This is a genomic window from Streptomyces sp. NBC_01446, from assembly GCF_026340095.1.
Classification (GTDB): Bacteria; Actinomycetota; Actinomycetes; order Streptomycetales; family Streptomycetaceae; genus Streptomyces; species Streptomyces aureus.
Genome location: NZ_JAPEPO010000001.1, coordinates 1,383,838 through 1,399,954 on the forward strand (window position 1 = coordinate 1,383,838; position 16,117 = coordinate 1,399,954).

11 protein-coding genes and 1 pseudogene are annotated in these 16,117 nt (G+C 72.3%); 8 read left to right on the forward strand and 4 right to left on the reverse strand.

Features of this window, described 5'->3' with window-relative positions; all coding sequences use genetic code 11:
* Positions 1 to 157: 157 nt before the first annotated feature.
* The 5 genes from OG456_RS06200 (at position 158) to OG456_RS06220 (ending at position 9,281) form a co-directional block, all read left to right on the forward strand.
* Entirely contained in the window at positions 158 to 385 is a 228-nt protein-coding gene (locus OG456_RS06200; RefSeq protein WP_100591630.1) for a type A2 lantipeptide, read from the forward strand.
* A 101-nt stretch (positions 386 to 486) separates the two neighbouring features.
* Positions 487 to 1,290, forward strand: coding sequence for an HlyD family efflux transporter periplasmic adaptor subunit (locus OG456_RS06205; protein ID WP_266557998.1), 804 nt, complete (start codon positions 487 to 489; stop codon positions 1,288 to 1,290).
* Complete coding sequence (locus tag OG456_RS06210; RefSeq protein WP_266558000.1) at positions 1,275 to 3,530, forward strand: NHLP family bacteriocin export ABC transporter peptidase/permease/ATPase subunit; 2,256 nt, start codon at positions 1,275 to 1,277, stop codon at positions 3,528 to 3,530. Before OG456_RS06205 ends, OG456_RS06210 begins: the two co-directional genes overlap by 16 nt.
* Before the next feature lie 67 nt (positions 3,531 to 3,597).
* Complete coding sequence (locus OG456_RS06215) at positions 3,598 to 6,390, forward strand: NHLP bacteriocin export ABC transporter permease/ATPase subunit (protein WP_266569085.1); 2,793 nt, start codon at positions 3,598 to 3,600, stop codon at positions 6,388 to 6,390.
* Positions 6,391 to 6,656: 266 nt separating this feature from the next.
* Positions 6,657 to 9,281 (forward strand): TIM-barrel domain-containing protein, encoded by a 2,625-nt coding sequence (locus tag OG456_RS06220; protein ID WP_266569087.1) that lies wholly within the window; start codon positions 6,657 to 6,659, stop codon positions 9,279 to 9,281.
* 74 nt (positions 9,282 to 9,355) lie between these two features.
* On the opposite strand, the gene OG456_RS06225 is transcribed toward OG456_RS06220, so the two are convergent.
* Complete coding sequence (locus OG456_RS06225) at positions 9,356 to 9,655, reverse strand: hypothetical protein (RefSeq protein ID WP_266558002.1); 300 nt, start codon at positions 9,653 to 9,655, stop codon at positions 9,356 to 9,358.
* 253 nt (positions 9,656 to 9,908) lie between these two features.
* Here OG456_RS06225 and OG456_RS06230 point away from each other — a divergent pair.
* The 3 genes and pseudogenes from OG456_RS06230 to OG456_RS06240 form a co-directional block, all read left to right on the forward strand.
* Positions 9,909 to 10,073: pseudogene (locus OG456_RS06230) on the forward strand (type VII secretion integral membrane protein EccD); the annotation flags it as partial.
* A gap of 11 nt (positions 10,074 to 10,084) precedes the next feature.
* Positions 10,085 to 12,046: a hypothetical protein gene (locus OG456_RS06235; protein WP_266558004.1), complete on the forward strand. Its 1,962-nt coding sequence runs from the start codon at positions 10,085 to 10,087 to the stop codon at positions 12,044 to 12,046.
* 151 nt (positions 12,047 to 12,197) lie between these two features.
* The gene (locus OG456_RS06240; RefSeq protein WP_266558006.1) at positions 12,198 to 14,087 is read left to right on the forward strand and encodes a long-chain fatty acid--CoA ligase; all 1,890 of its coding nucleotides are present in this window, start codon (positions 12,198 to 12,200) and stop codon (positions 14,085 to 14,087) included.
* Positions 14,088 to 14,098: 11 nt separating this feature from the next.
* On the opposite strand, the gene OG456_RS06245 is transcribed toward OG456_RS06240, so the two are convergent.
* From OG456_RS06245 to OG456_RS06255, 3 genes are all read right to left on the reverse strand, one after another.
* Positions 14,099 to 14,224, reverse strand: a complete 126-nt coding sequence (locus OG456_RS06245; RefSeq protein WP_266558008.1) for a hypothetical protein — start codon at positions 14,222 to 14,224, stop codon at positions 14,099 to 14,101.
* A 102-nt stretch (positions 14,225 to 14,326) separates the two neighbouring features.
* Positions 14,327 to 15,226 carry a CoA ester lyase gene (locus OG456_RS06250; protein WP_266558010.1) on the reverse strand — a complete coding sequence of 300 codons (900 nt, stop codon included), beginning with the start codon at positions 15,224 to 15,226 and terminating at the stop codon, positions 14,327 to 14,329.
* Positions 15,223 to 16,116 carry a MaoC family dehydratase N-terminal domain-containing protein gene (locus OG456_RS06255; RefSeq protein ID WP_266558012.1) on the reverse strand — a complete coding sequence of 298 codons (894 nt, stop codon included), beginning with the start codon at positions 16,114 to 16,116 and terminating at the stop codon, positions 15,223 to 15,225. Before OG456_RS06255 ends, OG456_RS06250 begins: the two co-directional genes overlap by 4 nt.
* Between the last annotated feature and the right edge of the window lies 1 nt (position 16,117).

The window sequence follows — 16,117 nt, forward strand, 5'->3', positions numbered from 1 at the left end:
CCTGCACGCGGCGGTAATTACGTGCCCACACAGCCTCTGACCGGGGACCTTCCGATTGGATGTGCGAGGCGTCCGCGTGCTTTGATCCTCCGCACTGCGGGAGTTACGCAAGTGATTCACGCATTCTGGTAATTACCAATGAGAAGGGCAGCTCATCATGAACTCCACCCCCCAGGTTCAGACCCTTGAGATCTCCGACGCCGACCTCGACAACGTGTCGGGCGGCCTCGTGGGCGGCCTCGCCGCCAACCTGACCGGCACGGCCGACTCGATCGCCCCCGTCTCCGGCGTCGTCGGCGGCCTGACCGGCACCGTCGAGGGCCTGACCGGCGTCAACACCGCCGCCGTCACCGGCCTGGCCACCGGCCTGACCGCTGGTCTCTGAGCCACGGCTCTGCCAGGGCCCCGGAACCTCCCCCCGGTTCCGGGGCCCTTGGGCACTCCCGGCACCTCGCCGGACCGGAAGACACGTAAGGGAAGTACGTCGTGCAGTTCCGCCAACAGGCCCTGTCCAAACTGCAGTCGCCCGAGGAACTCGACCTTCCCGTGCGGCTCGCCAGGCCCCAGGGCGTACTCGCGCTGGCCGTGACCCTCGTCGTGATGGCGGCCGCGTCCGTGTGGGCGGTGACCGGGTCGCTCTCCTCGACGCTGCGGGTCCCCGGCGTCCTCACCCACGCGCAGGGCAGCTACGTCCTCCAGAGCCCCGTCACCGGTCAGGTCACGGGCGTGCTCGCCAAGGAGGGGCAGCACCTCGCCGCGAACTCCCCGCTCCTCAAGGTCAGCACACCGCAGGGCGACCGCTATGTGCGGACCGTCGACGCGGGCCGCGTCACCACACTCGTCGCCCGGATCGGCGCGGTCGTCACCACCGGTTCCGACGTGGCGACCGTCGAGAAGACCGGCACCAAGGACCCCCTCCTCGCCATGCTGTACGTCCCCGCGGACCGCGCGGGCACCGTGCCCGTCGGAGCGGACGTGGACCTCACCGTCCAGTCGGCACCGTCCCAGCAGTACGGCACGCTGCACGGCCGCGTGCGGGCGGTCGGGCGCGGCGCGCAGAGCAGTCAGCGGGTCGAGGCGTTCCTCGGTGACAAGGAACTGGCCACGCAGTTCACGAAGGACGGCCCGATGGTCGCGGTCCTCGTGAAGCTCGTCGCGTCGCCCTCCACCAAGTCGGGCTACGCCTGGTCGTCCAAGGGCGGACCCCCGTACGCGCTCGACTCGATGACCCCCGCCTCCGGCGCCGTGCACCTCGCCGAGCAGCGCCCGATCGATTGGCTGCTCCCGTGAGCCCCTCCCCCGCAGTCCAGCAGCAGCTGCCCCCGGCCGGACACGGCCGCCGCCGAGCGCGCCCCGCGCCGAAGCCGCCGCGACGCCGCCACCGCACCGTCCGCACGCCCACCGTCCTCCAGATGGAGGCCGTCGAGTGCGGCGCCGCGTCCCTCGCGATGGTCCTCGCGCACCACGGCCGCCACGTCCCGCTGGAGGAGCTGCGCATCGCGTGCGGCGTCTCGCGCGACGGCTCGCGGGCCAGCAACCTCCTGAAGGCGGCCCGCAGTTACGGGATGACCGCGCGCGGCATGCAGATGGAGCCGGCCGCGCTCGCGGAGGTCGAGGCGCCCGCCATCCTCTTCTGGGAGTTCAACCACTACGTCGTCTACGACGGCATGGGCCGGCGCCTCGGGCGGCGCGGCGTGCACATCAACGACCCGGACAAGGGCCGCAGGTTCGTGCCCTCCGAGGACTTCGACACCAGTTTCACGGGCGTCGTACTCGTCCTCGAACCCGGCGACGACTTCCGCCCGGGCGGGCGCAGGCCCGGCGTCCTGCGGGCGCTGCCCGCGCGCCTTCGCGGCACGACGGGCACGATGCTCGCGGCGCTGCTCGCCAGCCTCCTGCTCGTCGCCGTCGGCGCGGCGCTGCCCGCGCTGAGCCGCACGTACATCGACATGTTCCTCATCGGTGACCAGACCTCGCTCCTCGGCGCGCTGTTCGCGTCGATGGGCGCGATGGTGGCGCTCACAGCCGTGCTCACCTGGCTCCAGCAGGCCAATCTGCTGCGCGGACGCGTCATCGCGTCGACGCTGAGCAGCGCCCGGTTCTTCGGCCATCTGCTGCGGCTGCCGGTGACGTTCTTCGCACAGCGCAGTCCGGCCGATCTGGTGCAACGCCTCCAGTCGAACGACGCGGTCTCCGAGACGCTCGCGCGTGACCTGACCGCGGCGGGCGTCGACGGTGTCGTGGTCCTCCTGTACGCGGCGCTGCTGTGGACGTACGACCCGCAGCTCACGCTCGTCGGGGTGGGCATCGCGCTCGGGAACGTCGTCGCGATGCGGATCGTGATCCGGCTGCGGGCCACCCGTACACAGAAGCTGCGCGCGGACACGGCGCGGCTCACCAACACCTCGTACACCGGCCTTCAGCTCATCGAGACGATGAAGGCGACCGGCGGCGAGAACGGGTACTTCCGGCGCTGGGCCGGGCAGCACGCGACCACGCTGGAGGAGCAGCAGCGGCTCGGGGTGCCGAGCGCGTGGCTCGGCATGGTGGCGCCGACCCTGGCGACGCTCAACAGCGCCCTGATCCTGTGGATCGGCGGCCTGCGCGCGGTCGAGGGGCATCTGTCGGTGGGTCTGCTCGTGGCGTTCCAGGCGCTCGTCACGCGGTTCACCGCGCCGATCACCCGCCTCAACGGTGTCGCGGGACGCATCCAGGACTTCGCCGCCGATGTGGCGCGCCTCAAGGACGTGGAGAGCTTCCCGGCGGACGCCCTTTACACGCGGCCCGACGCGGCGGCGAGCACCCGCCGCCTCAAGGGACACGTCACGCTCGACGACATCACCTTCGGCTACAGCCCGCTGGACAAGCCGCTCCTCACGGGCTTCTCGCTGGCGGTCGGCCCCGGTCAGCAGGTGGCGCTCGTCGGCGGCTCGGGCAGCGGCAAGTCGACGGTGTCCCGGCTGATCTCCGGGCTCTACAGCCCGTGGGAGGGCACGATCCGGATCGACGGACAGCGCCTGGAGGACATCCCGCGCGGCGCCCTGTCGGCGTCGGTGTCCTTCGTCGACCAGGACGTGTTCCTCTTCGAGGGCACGGTCCGTGACAACGTCGCCCTGTGGGATCCGTCGATCCCGGACGAGGCCGTCGTCGACGCCCTCAAGGACGCGGCGCTGTACGACGTCATCGCGCGCAGGCCCGGCGGCATCCAGGGCCGGGTCGAGCAGGACGGGCGGAACTTCTCCGGCGGCCAGCGACAGCGCCTGGAGATCGCGCGGGCCCTGGTGCGCCGGCCGAGCATCCTCGTGCTCGACGAGGTGACCAGCGCGCTCGACGCCGAGACGGAACAGCTCATCATCGACAACCTGCGGCGCCGCGGCTGCGCCTGCGTCGTGATCGCGCACCGCCTCAGCACCGTGCGCGACAGCGACGAGATCGTCGTCCTCGACCACGGCCAGATCGTGGAGCGCGGCCGGCACGAGGCGCTCGTCGCCGCCGGCGGGCCGTACGCCGAGCTGGTCAAGGAGCACTGACGTGACGTACACAGATCAGGAGTACGCGGCCGGCGACCAGGTGACCGCCTCGTTCGGCTCCCTGGGCATGCCGGTGGACTGCGCCGGCATGCGCAGCCTGAACCTCGAAGGACCGCAGGTCCTGTGGCTGGTCGTCCAGGGCGCGCTCGACCTGTTCGCGGTCGACGCGGCCGCCCAGGGGCACTGGCACTTCCTGGGCCGCCTGGAGGCGGGCACCCTGCTGCTCGGCCCGGTCGAGGGACCCCAGCACACGTTGGTGGGCCGCCCGTTGCAGGGCTGCCTGCTGCGCCGTATCGGCCTGCGCGAACTCCAGCGCCCCGACTACGGCAACGCCTCGTGGTCGTACGACCAGCAGTACCTCAGCCAGTACGACACCCAGGACGCGGCCCTCAGCCTCCTCGAGCACGCCTTCGCCCTGGGTGTGGGGCGCAGCCAGCGCGTCCTGTTCGAGGCGCCGCTCGACGGCCGGACGGCCGGCGACGACTCCGTGGGCGACGACGACATCCTGTGGCTGCCGATCCTGCCGGGCAGCGTGCAGTACGGGGCGTCGTACAGCGCGGACACCGTGGGCGAGCTGCTCGTCGACGGCTCGATGTGGCAGCGCATGGTCAACCAGCAGTTCCGTCTCCTGTCGGCGCTCGACCGGTGGATCGAACGCCTGGAGAGCGCGCACGAGACCCGGACCGCGGCCGGGATCAAGGCGGGTGAGACCGTCCGCGAGGAGGCCGACCGGACGCTGCTCGCGTCCATCGGACGCCAGGGCAAGGGGGGTTCGCGGCGCGGCTCCTCCTCGGGGAACGGCGACGACGCGACGTACGCCGCGTGCAAGCTGGTCGCGGGCGCGGCCGGGATCACGCTCGCGGCGCCCGAGCGGAGCGGCGCCGTCAGCGACCGCGTCGACCCGGTCGAGCAGGTCGCCGTCGCCTCACGGATCCGCACCCGCGCGGTCCGGCTCGACGGACGCTGGTGGCGCGAGAACGCGGGCCCCCTGGTGGGTCACCGCACGGCGTCCGGCGCCCCGGTCGCACTGCTGTGGCGGCGCGGCGGGTACGAGGCCGTGCATCCGTCGAGCGGGCGGCGGACCCGGGTGGACGAGGACAACGCGGAAGAGTTCGAAGCGCGGGCCGTCATGCTGTACCGGCCGCTGCCCGACCGGGCGCTGAGCCCGCTGCGGCTGCTGCGGTTCAGCGCGCGCGGCACCCGGGCCGACGTGCGCAACCTGCTGCTCGCCGGGCTCGTGACGGTCGCGATCGGGGCCCTGGTGCCGGTCGCCACCGGGCGGGTCCTCGGCGTGTACGTGCCGAACGCCCAGACGGACCTCATCGTGCAGGTCTCCCTCGCCGTCATGGTGACGAGCATCGTGTCGGCCGCGTTCATTCTGCTGCAGAACCTGACGATCCTGCGCATGGAGGGCCGGATCGAGAGCGCGCTCCAACCCGCCGTGTGGGACCGCTTGCTGAGACTGCCGACGCGCTTCTTCGCGTCGCGTTCCACGGGCGAGCTGGCGAGCGCCGCCATGGGCATCAGCTCGATCCGCCGCCTCATGTCCGGCGTGGGCCCGGTGGTGGTGCAGTCCGGCACGGTCGGCGCGATGAACCTCGTCCTGCTCCTCCTCTACAGCGTTCCCCTGGCACTGACCGCGCTCGCCATGCTCGCGGTGATCGCGGGCGTGTTCCTCACGCTCGGGCTGTGGGAGCTGCGCTGGCAGCGCCGTCTCGTCGTCCTCGGCAACAAGCTCAACAACCAAGCGTTCCAGACGCTGCGCGGCCTGCCGAAGCTGCGGGTCGCGGGGGCGGAGAGCTTCGCTTACGCCTCGTGGGCCGGGGAGTTCGCGCGCAGCCGCGAGCTCCAGCGGCGCGCGGGCCGCATCAAGAACCTGACGACGGTCCTCAACGCGGTCTATCTGCCGCTGTGTTCGCTCGTGATGTTCATGCTGCTCGCGGGCCCCGCGCGGGGCACCCTCTCGGCGGGCGACTTCCTCACGTTCAGCACCGCGGTGACGATGCTGCTGTCGTCGGTCACGCAGCTCACGGGCGCCCTGATCTCCGCGGCGGCCGTCCTGCCGATGTTCGAGCAGATCAAGCCCGTCCTCGACGAGGCCCCCGAGGTGCGGGCCGCCAGCACCCAGCCGGGCGAGCTGACCGGCGAGATCGAGGCGCGCGGCGTGTCCTTCCGGTACACGGACGACGGGCCGCTCGTCCTCGACGACGTGAACCTGTCCATCAGGCCGGGCGAGTTCGTCGCGGTCGTCGGGCCGAGCGGCTGCGGCAAGTCCACACTCCTGCGCCTCCTCATCGGCTTCGACAAGCCGGTCTCCGGCGGTGTCCTGTACGACGGTCAGGACCTCGGCGCGCTGGACCAGGCAGCCGTGCGCCGGCAGTGCGGCGTCGTGCTCCAGAACGCGCAGCCGCTGACCGGTTCGATCCTGGACTGCATCTGCGGCGCCGAGGTGTTCACGCAGGAGGAGGCGTGGGAGGCGGCGGCGATGGCGGGGCTCGCCGAGGACATCAAGCGGATGCCGATGGGCCTGCACACGATGATCGCCGGCGGCGGCGCCATCTCCGGCGGCCAGCGCCAGCGCCTCATGATCGCGCAGGCGCTGATCCGCCGGCCGCGCATCCTGTTCTTCGACGAGGCCACGAGCGCGCTCGACAACGAGACCCAGCGCACCGTCATCGACAGCACCCGCGCCCTGAAGGCCACACGCGTCGTCATCGCGCACCGCCTGTCCACGGTGATGGACGCGGACCGGGTGATCGTCATGGCGGACGGCCGCGTCGTCCAGCAGGGCCCGCCGGCCCAGCTGCTCGCGGACACGAACGGGCGGCTGCACGAGCTGGTCCGGCGTCAGATGGCGTAGCCCGCCCACTGATCGCGGCTCACGCGAGGGCCGCAGCCCGCCGCGAGGACGCAGCCTGCGCAAGGACATTGACAGAACCTCCGAACCCTGTGAACCTTCGTGCTCGAAGTTGCTCGAAATGGCAATAGTTCAAGCACTGGTAAACATCGACCGGCCGGGCTCCACGGGTCACTCGGGTTGAGCGGAGATGCACCTTGCACGGATTGCGAAGACTGCGGCAACGGCGGCTGAGACGGCAACGACCGTCTCGTGGGGGCACCTTGGCGGTGATCGGCACGGCCGCACTCGTCGGCGCGGCCCTCCTGGGGGCCCCCGCCCAGCAGGCGAAGGCGGCGACGCCCGGCAGCGGCGTCCTGGACGACGGCCACAAGAGCGTGACCTGGCAGAGCCCGGTGTACGCCGCGGGGACCGTGGGCGATCCCGGCAAGTGCCCGGCCGCCGCGGACGACCCCGACAACAAGGTGTGCGACCGCTTCGACCTCAAGGTGTCGATCCCTGACGGCTACTGGGACGACAACCCCGAGGGCGGCGTGCCCGTCTCGATCGAGTGGGCGAAGCAGCCCACCGACGACTTCGACATGTACGTGTTCGACGACGCGGGCAAGCAGGTCGCCGCCAGCGCGGGCACCGCCGACCCCGAGGCCACGGTGATCCCGAAGGCCAACGGCACGTACCACGTCGTGGTCGTCCCCTACGACGTGCACGACAACTCCTTCGTCGGCAAGGCGTATCTGCCCGAGACGACCGACGCGGGCGACCTGACCTCCTTCACGGGCAAGGACGGCAGCTACACCATCGGGGCCGGCCCCCTCAAGGCGCGGGCCGACTTCCTGACGGGTGGTCAACTTCGGCTCCAGGCCGACCCGTCCGGCACGTTCAGCGACCCGGCCGGTGCGCAGATCGTGCGCAAGCAGCCCGCCCTCGACAAGCACACGTCGTCCTTCGACGCGGGCGTGTACTACGGCATCCGCTCCGCCGGCGCCGTCCTGCGCGTCTACAAGAAGCCGCTGCGCTTCGGCCTCTACAAGGCCGACAACAGGGCGCGGATCTGGCAGGAGGACAAGCCCCTGCGCTGGTCCACCGGCGGCATGCGGCAGAGCCTGGAGCGCGGCAAGGACGAGCAGTTCTTCGGCGGCGGCGAGCAGAACGGCTCGTTCTCGCACCGCGACAAGACGGTCTACGTCGCGAACAACACCAACTGGAACGAGGGCGGCTACAACAACTCGCAGCCGTTCTACCTCTCTTCGGCGGGCTACGGCGTCTACCGCAACACCTTCGCCCCGGGCGTCTACGACTTCGGCCCCTCGGTCCACGCGGGACAGCAGGAGCGCCGCCTCGACGCGTACTACTTCCTCGGGGACGCGAAGAAGGTGATCGGCGGCTACACGTCGCTGGTCGGCAAGCCGTTCATGCCGCCGGTGTACGGCCTCGAACCCGGCGACGCCGACTGCTACCTCCACAACGCCAACCAGGGCGAGCGCCACACCCTCGACTCCCTGAAGGTCGCCGACGGCTACGTCGAGAACCAGATGCCGCTCGGCTGGATGCTCGTCAACGACGGCTACGGCTGCGGCTACGAGAACCTTGCCGAGACCGCGAAGGGCCTCCAGGACCGGGGCACCGAGATGGGCCTGTGGACCCAGGACGGCATCGACAAGCTCGCCGACCAGGTGAAGGCCGGGCAGCGCGTCGCGAAGCTCGACGTCGCCTGGGTCGGCAACGGCTACGGCATGTCCCTGGACGCCTGCGACAAGGCGAAGGCCGGCATCGAGGACAACAGCGACGCGCGCGGCTTCGTCTGGATGCCCGTCTCGTGGGCGGGTGCGCAGCGCTGCGGCGTGCTGTGGAGCGGTGACCAGAAGCTGTCGTGGGACTTCGTGCGCTGGCAGATCCCGACGTACGCGGGCGCCACGATGTCGGGCATCGCGTACAACACCGGTGACGTGGGCAGCATCTACAGCCACGACGCCAAGATGTACGCGCGTGACCTCCAGGCCAAGACGTTCCTGCCGGCCATCATGACGATGGACGGCTGGGCCAGGGACATGACCACCGGCCAGAAGATCAACCAGCAGCCGTGGGTGGACGGCGACCCCTACACGTCCATCAACCGCAAGTACCTCCAGCTGCGCGAACGCCTGCTGCCGTACCTGTACACGCTGTCCGCCGAGGCGGCGAAGACCGGCGTCGGCGGCGTGCGCCCGCTGTACCTGGAGTACCCGGACGACCCGCAGACGCTGGGCGCGAACGCCAAGTACGAGTACCTGGCGGGCGACGACTTCCTGGTCGCCCCCGTCTACAAGGACTCGGACACCCGCGACGGCATCTACCTGCCCAAGGGCACGTGGACGGACTACTGGACGGGCAAGACGTACCACGGTCCGACGACGATCGACGGCTACCACGCGCCCATCGACACGCTCCCCCTCTTCGTCAAGTCCGGTGCGGTCGTGCCGATGTGGCCGAAGGGGACGACGTCGTACAAGTCCCGTGACGTCCACGAGCTGGACTGGGACGTGTACCCGCAGGGCCGCTCCTCCTACACGCTGTACGAGGACGACGGGGTGACCCGCGACTTCGCCAAGGGCGCGTCGGCGACGCAGCGCGTCACCGTCGACCAGGGCAAGCACGCGACCGAGGTCAACGTAGGCGCGAGCAAGGGCAGTTACAAGAACAAGCCCGACGGCCGCGCCTACCGGTTCACCGTCCACGGCGAGAGCGCGCCGCACCGGGTGTCGGCGGAGGGGCGCACGCTGCCCCGCGTCGCCTCGGCGGACGCGCTCGCCGCGGCCGGATCCGGCTGGTACTACGACGCGGACACGGGGGTGACGACCGTGAAGACCGCGCGCCAGTCCCTCGACCGCGACTTCACAGTGACGCTGCGGCGCTGATCCGCAGTACGGAGTGAAGTGGGGGCGGGTCCGCCGGTGCGGGCCCGCCCTCGGCCGTCACCCCGTACACCGAGTCAACTCCCACCGGTGCTGGGGCTGTTCGCCGCGATGCGCCCCATGGCCTCCTCCACGGCGCGCGCCCCAACGGTGCCTCGTTCCTCGACGCGCGTCTGGAGGGCGCCGACCTCACCGGTGCCTCGGTGCGCGAGACGTCCCTCAAGCCGGTCCTCGACGACCGCACGCGCGTACAGGGCCTCACCGGCACCGTCTTCGGTCCCGCGAGCCTCGAAGGAAGCGGTCCGCCGCGCGAACTGGCGGGCCCCGAACGCGAAGAGTGGCTGAACAACCGCGGCGCGGCCGTCCAGGTCCTCCATTCCCGCACCGGCCCACGCACTGGTCCCCGTACCGCCCCACGCACCGGCTCACGCACCGGCGGAGCCGCCGAGAACGTACACAACCGGCCGTCTCCTCCCGCCGGAGCCCTGTCCACCACGCCGACCAGCACGTCTTCGGCCCGATGGTAGGTTCGACCGCGTGATATCGACGGGGCCACTGAGCCGCACGGCACTGAGCCGAGTCACCCTGGTGGGTGCGCGCAGACGCGTCGAACGCGTCCTGCCGTCCCGCGCGCCGCTCGGCGTGCTCCTGCCGGACGTGCGGCCCGCGGAACGTGTGCGGCTCCGGCTGCGCCGCGTCGGCGACGTACTCGAATCGGTCGGTGTGATCGCGCTGCTCCCGTTGGTGATCGGCGTGTTCGGTGTGTACGAGCGTCTGCTCGGCACCTTCGCGTAAGGGCTCGGGGAATGACGCAGAACGACTGGCAGAACAACGTACTGCGGGACCTGCTCCGGCAGACCCAGGCACAACTGGGCGGGGAGCGCGGCGGGAAGACGGCGTCCGAAGTGCCCGGTTCCGGGCAGACGGGGCAGGACTCCGGAGCGGGTGGCGAGGCGGAGACCTCAGTGGCACCACCGCCCGCGCCGGGGCGCGCCCCGCTACCGCGCCGACGCCCCAACACCGCCCCGTCACCGGACGCGGGCCCCGGCCCGTCGCCCTCACCGCCGCTCGACCCGGATGTCGACGCTCCGGATGAGCCCGCTCCCCAGACGGTCACCCCGGCGCCGGGCGAGACGTCCACCCCGGCCCCGCGCCGGACGGCATCACTGGCGGCGCGCCTGGCGGCGGGCCGAGCGGACCGGCCGACGCCGCCGACGGACGCGAACGCCGCCCTTGCGGTGCCCACACCCGGGCACGCCCCGGCGCCGGGCGCGCCGACGTCGGTGCTCAAGGCCTACGTCACGGACGCCGCACCCGTTACTGAGGCATCAACCGACACCCCTGCCGACGCGCCGGCGGCCACAGAGCTCCAGGCGCCGGAGCCCCGACCCATCGGCACGGGCGCCTCCGCGATACCGAACGTGTCCATCGAGATCCAGACGAAGGCCACACCGACACCCGTACCCCCGGCCGAGATCACGGACGCCGCGCCGCCGGTCCCGGTGACAGACACCCACACCCCGGCCGCGGACGCACCCACCCCCATACCTCAAGCCGACATCGCGGACACCCCGCCCGCTCCGGTGCCAGCCACCCACACCCCGGCCCCGGACGCACCAACCCCCAGCCCCCGAGCCGGCATCGCGGACGTCACGCCCACCCCCACCACCCCCGCCCACACCCCGGCGCCCACCCCACCCCCGTACGCCCCGGCCTCACCGCTGCCGCCCGCGCCGGCCCCCTCAGGGCTCCCCGCCCCCTACACACCCGCGCCCGCGCCGGCCGCCCAGCCGCACACGCCCGCCGTGGCCCCCCGCTCCCGCTCGCGGAACTCCCGCCTCCCCGCCATCACCCCCGAATCCGTCCCCACCGTCGACCCGCGGCTCGCGGGGGCGCTCGGGCGGGCTCAGCACGGGGACACCGCGGCGCGGCGTGCCGGGCGCTCGCTGCGCAGGCTCGCCTCGTCCGCCGCGCAGGAGGTGTCTGAAGAGACGCGTCTCGCGCGGGAGTTGCAGCAGCCGGTGGCCAACGGCCGGGTGGTCGCCGTGACGTCCATCCGCGGGGGCGTGGGCAAGACCACCGTGTCGGCCCTCCTCGCCCGCACTCTCAACCGCTACCGCCATGACCCGGTGCTCGCGCTGGAGGCGGACGCCGCGCTCGGCACGCTGCCGGTGCGGCTCGGCGCCGAGTCGGTGCGCTGGTCGTGCCCGGACCTCGCGCAGATCCTCAAACCGTCGATGCAGCTCACCGACGTCACCGGCTATCTCGTGCCCGTCACCGACGGGGGCTGGCTCCTCCCGGCGAGCCAGGGCCGCGTCGGCGCTCCGCTGGACGTACGCACGTACAGGACCCTGTCGCTCGCGCTGCGGCGCTACTTCGCGGTGACCGTCGTGGACTGCGAGACGCTGCCGGGCGAGGTGGCGCGTACGGCGATGGACACGGCGCACGCGCGCGTGGTGGTCGCCCCGATGACGGTGGAGGGTGTGGGCGGCACGCGCGTGGTGCTCGACTGGCTGGCGCAGCTGCCGAAGGCAGCCCTGGCCGCCACCGTCGTCGCGCTCACGTCGAGCGCGCCCGACATGACGCTCGACCTGAAAGCGGCGACGGCGCATCTGCGTGAGACGGGGGTCGCGGTCGTGCACCTGCCGTACGACCGTCATCTGGCCGCGGGAGGCCCGATCAGGACGGAGCTCCTGTCGGAGGCGACACGCCGAGCGGCCACGGATCTGGCGGCCGAGGCGGTGCAGCGGGCGGCCGCGGCGAGGTAGCGGCGGCACGCTGTCGGCGCACCGCCCGGCCCGGCCCGTACTCCGCGAGCCCGTCATGATCCAGACGGGTGGCCCTAGGCACGACCCGCCCGGCGGGGTAGCTTGCGCTGCCAATGGTTCAGTCCTGGTCCGCCGCCACGGAAGGGGACCCATGTACGAGTTCACCGTCCCGCGCCTCGTCGAGCCACTGCGTTCGGGCGGGCTCGCCGACTCCGTGTTCACGACCGCCGAGCGCGACCCGAGGCGCATCCAGTTCTCGCGCCCGAGTGACAACGGCCGGGCCGGCGGCGCCCGCCGCGACGTCTCCTGGATTCCCGTCACCGCGGCCGCTTTCCGTGACGACGTGCTCGCGGCCGCCCGCGGTTTCCTCGCGAACGGGATCCGGCTCGGTGACCGCGTGGCCCTCATGTCCCGTACCCGCTACGAGTGGACGCTCCTCGCGTACGCGCTGTGGACCGTCGGCGCCGAGGTCGTCCCCGTGTACCCCACGTCGTCCGTGGAGCAGGTCCGGTGGATCCTCCAGGACACCGGCGCGACCGGGATCGTCGTGGAGAACGAGAACCACGCGATGACGGTGGCCGCCGCGTACGGCTCTCAGACGGCGCTCACCCGGATCTGGCAGCTCGACAGCGGCTGCGTGGCGGCGCTCGAGGACGACGGGATGGGCGTGGCCGACGAGGACGTGCACCGGCAGCGCGCGGCGGTCGCCCCCGGGAACCCGGCGGCCATCTGCTACACGTCCGGCACGACGGGCCGCCCGAAGGGCTGTGTCATCACGCACGCGAACCTCGCGTCCGAGTGCGACAACCTGCTGGCCGGCTGGAGTAGTCTCCTGGGGGCTCCCGGCGAACCCCCGTCGCTGCTCGCGTTCCTGCCGCTGTCCCACTGCTACGGCCTGATGGTCGTCGTCGGTTCGGTGCGGGGCGGTGTGCACGTGGCGCATCAGCCCGACCTCAGCCCCGAGAGCCTCCTGCCCGCGCTCGCGTCGTTCCGGCCCACCTTCCTGTTCGGGGTCCCGTACATCTTCGAGACGGTCCTCGCCAGGTCCCGTGCGGCCGCGCAGGAGGCGGGCCACGGCACACTGTTCCGCAGGGCGGCGCAGGTCGCGGTGCGGTACGCGGAGGCGGCGGAGCGGCAGTCGCTCGGCCGCGGCCAGGGGCCGGGGCCGCGGCTCAGGCTGCGGCACGCGGTGTACGAGCGGCTGGTGTACGCGAAGCTGCGCGCGATCCTCGGCGGGCGGGTGCGGCACGCGGTGTCGGGCGGTTCGCCGCTGTCCCGCGAGACGGGTCTGTTCTTCGCGGGCGCCGGCATCACGGTCCACGACGGTTACGGGCTGACGGAGACCACGGCGGCGGTGACGGCGCAGCCGGTCGGCGCGGTCCGCTTCGGCACGGTGGGCCGGCCGCTTCCCGGGTGTTCGGTGCACATCGCGCGCGACGGCGAGATCTGGGTCCGCGGTGACGTCGTGTTCAGCGGATATCTCAACAACCCTCAGGCGACCGGGACGGCGCTGCGGGGCGACTGGTTCGCGACCGGTGACCTCGGGCATCTCGACGACGGCTATCTCGTCATCACCGGCCGCAAGAAGGACGTCATCATCACCAGCGGCGGCAAGAGCATGTCGCCGCTGGTCCTGGAGGAGGAGCTGCGCGGGCACCCGCTGATCTCTCAGTGCGTCGTCGTCGGCGACAACAGGCCGTACGTGGCCGCGCTCATCACCCTCGACCCGCAGGCCCTGCACCACTGGCAGCGCCTCAAGGGCCGGCCCCCCGCCGAGCCGGGCACGCTGACCGACGACGAGGAGCTGCGCGCCCAGATCCAGCGTGCCGTCTCGCGGGCGAACACCCGGGTCTCGCGGGCGGAGTCGATCCGTGAATTCCGTATCCTGCCCGGCGAGTTCACCCCGGACTCGGGCCTGCTCACACCGTCGCTGAAGCTGCGCAGGAGCGCGGTCCTCGCCGCGTACGCGCAGGATGTGGAGAGGCTGTACACGCCCCGCGCGGCGGCATCCTCCGCGCGGGAGCCGTTCGGTCGCCGCTGAACTTGCCTGTGTCACAGGGGGTTGATGGTGAACGCGTCGTAGAGCTCGACGACGTCCACGTCGCCCGGGGTGAGCCCCGCCATGTCGAAGGCGCGGCGCCCGGACTCGGTCGCCGCCGTCACGGTGAGGTCGGGCATCCGCGAGATGGCGGCGCTCGTCGACCTGGTCGACGAGTTCGCCGACGGGCTCCGGGACCTGCCGGCGACGTGACGCCGCCGGGCGTCCCCTGATCCTCCGCCTTACGCCCTCTCGCCCGCGGGGCCGGTGGTGAGCTCCACGCCGAGCAGCCGTCGCGCCCGCTCCTGCACCGGCTTGTCGACCATCACACCGTCGACGGCCGACACCGCGTCGCCCGCGGCGAGCACCTTCCTGGCCCAGGCCAGCTCCTCGTCCGAAGGCGCGAACCCCTCGGCCACCGCGGGGAGTTGCCTCGGATGGATGCACAGTTTGCCTCCGAAGCCGAGCCGTCGGGCGTGCCGGATGTCCTGCGCGAGCGCTTCGGCGTCGTCGAGTGCGGTGGTGACGCCGTCCAGCGAGGGCGCGACACCGGCGGCGGCGCCCGCCACGACCAGCCGGGACCGCGCATAGGCCAGCGCCAGGGTGTCGTCGTGGCGCACACCCAGCTCGGTGGCGAGGTCGACGCTGCCGAAGGCCGCGCGGACGACGCCGGGCGCGCAGCACACGTCGAGGGCGCGCTCGATCCCGGCCGCCGTCTCGACGAGCGGGATCACGGCGCAGACCTCGGCGATCCGTGCGATCACGTCGGGGTCCTCGGCCTTGGGCAGCATCACCGGACAGCCGAACGCGGTGACGAGGTCCAGGTCGGCGTCCCACCAGGGCGTGCCGGGCGCGTTGATCCGCACCACCGCGTCCTTGCCCCGCGCGAGCCAGTCGGCGGCGTGCCGGCGGGCCGCGTCCTTGCCGTCGGGCGCGACGGCGTCCTCCAGGTCGATGATCACGGCGTCGGCCCCGGCCGCGGCCGCCTTCTCGAACCGGTCCGGGCGGTGCCCCGGGACGAAGAGCAGGGTGCGGGCGGCGGCGAGGCGGGTGCGGTCCCGGCCGAGGCGTGCGGGGTCGGCGCGTTCGGGACGCGCGGGGTCGGCACTCGCAGGTTCGACGGCGGTGTGCTCAGCGCTCACTTGAACGTCACCTCCGCCGTCGCGTGCCGCTCGTCCCGACGCGTGGCGATCCGCAGCCCGGCCGACCCTCCGTCGTCCGTCATGTCGCCGAGCGCGCAGATCTGCTCGCCCGCGAACACGGGCTTGCGGAGCCGGTAGGAGAGCGTGTGGATCTCCCGCTCCGGGGCCTCGCGGCGGGCGAGTTCCAGCATCAGCTGGACGAGGAGCGGTCCGTGGACGACGAGGCCCGGGTAGCCCTCGACGTCGCGCACGTACGGCTCGTCGTAGTGAATGCGGTGGGCGTTCGCGGTGAGGGCGCTGTAGCGGAACAGCAGGGTCGGCGAGGGACGCAGGATCAACTGCCAGTCGGCGTCGGACGGTTCGGCTTCACCGAGGTCGAGGCCGAAGCCCCCGCTCCGCCGCTCGTCCTCGCCCACGCGGTAGACGAGGTCCTGCTCCTCGGTGACCCGCGTCTTCCCTTCCTGCGCGATCTCATGACGTACCGTCACGAACGCCATCTCGCCGGTGCGGCCGCGCTTGATCTCGACCTTGGCGAGGGAACTCGTACGCCGGGCGGGCACGCCCACCCGCAGCGGCGCGGTGAACTCCGCGCGGCCGCCGGCGAACATGCGCCTACGGTCCGGGAGGGGCGGCAGGAAGTGGCCGTGCGCGGGGTGCCCGTCGGTACCCAGCTCCCGCTGTGCGGGCCACTCGAGGAAGTGCAGCCAGTGCCACAGCGGCGGCACCGGCTCCCCCTCGCCGGCCACGGCCGCCTCCTGGTCGAGCACCTGGCTCAGCGCGGCGACGGGCGCGGCCGCGACGGGATCGTCCAGGGTCACGGGCGCCGGGGCCCAGGCGTCCAGATACCGCGCGAGCGCGGACTCGCCCTGGGATGCGTCTGGTTGGGGCATG

Bases quoted from the DNA above. Each gene is read 5' to 3' on its own strand.
- OG456_RS06200 (WP_100591630.1), top strand. From the start codon at position 158: ATGAACTCCACCCCCCAGGTTCAGACCCTTGAGATCTCCGACGCCGAC.
- OG456_RS06215 (WP_266569085.1), top strand. From the start codon at position 3,598: ATGCCGGTGGACTGCGCCGGCATGCGCAGCCTGAACCTCGAAGGACCG.
- OG456_RS06225 (WP_266558002.1), bottom strand. From the start codon at position 9,655: ATGGAGGACCTGGACGGCCGCGCCGCGGTTGTTCAGCCACTCTTCGCG.
- OG456_RS06235 (WP_266558004.1), top strand. From the start codon at position 10,085: ATGACGCAGAACGACTGGCAGAACAACGTACTGCGGGACCTGCTCCGG.
- OG456_RS06240 (WP_266558006.1), top strand. From the start codon at position 12,198: ATGTACGAGTTCACCGTCCCGCGCCTCGTCGAGCCACTGCGTTCGGGC.
- OG456_RS06245 (WP_266558008.1), bottom strand. From the start codon at position 14,224: ATGCCCGACCTCACCGTGACGGCGGCGACCGAGTCCGGGCGCCGCGCC.
- OG456_RS06255 (WP_266558012.1), bottom strand. From the start codon at position 16,116: ATGCCCCAACCAGACGCATCCCAGGGCGAGTCCGCGCTCGCGCGGTAT.